Source organism: Nocardia cerradoensis NBRC 101014, from assembly GCF_000308535.1.
GTDB classification, from domain to species: domain Bacteria; phylum Actinomycetota; class Actinomycetes; order Mycobacteriales; family Mycobacteriaceae; genus Nocardia; species Nocardia cerradoensis.
This window is the reverse complement of the sequence record NZ_BAFW01000277.1, coordinates 1-466: the sequence shown is the minus strand read 5'-3', so window position 1 is coordinate 466 and position 466 is coordinate 1. Positions and strand designations below refer to the sequence as shown.

1 protein-coding gene is annotated in these 466 nt (G+C 61.8%); it reads right to left on the bottom strand.

What is annotated here, in order from left to right:
* A partial coding sequence (locus ON23_RS40075; protein WP_218001122.1) for a RuBisCO small subunit-like domain-containing protein occupies positions 1–394 on the bottom strand: 394 nt, incomplete at its 3' end.
* Positions 395–466: the final 72 nt, after the last annotated feature.

Here is a 466-nt window from a genome sequence, read left to right as displayed (position 1 = left end):
CGGTGCAGCCGAACATGGGCAGCTTGTACATCGCCCAGTACCTGTTGTCGTAGTAGCCGCAGTTGGCGGAGCCGCCGTAACGGATGTTGGCGATGTCCTTCACGTAGGCGCCCTCGGGGCGGGAGAACTCCAGGCAAGGAGTCCAGCCCTGGCGGATAATGTAGTCCACCTGCTTGGCGATCTGGTCGTCGGTCAGAGGGGGCAGGTAGGAGAAGGTCTCGAAGAACTTGTTGTCGGTGGGCTCCCACACGAGCATCTGGCGGGTGCGGCAGCCGTTGGAGACGGTCCTCTGTGCGAAGGTGGGCACAGCCTTGGAGGGGAGGGCGACGCGGGCCAGGCCGGAGAAGCCAGCCTTGCTGGGCTTGGTAGCCACAGCCGCGGGGAGGGACACCATGGAAGCAGTGAAAGCAGCCATTGCGATTGTAATCTGAGAGCGATAAGTATGCAAAGGCTTTGCTTTCAGCTG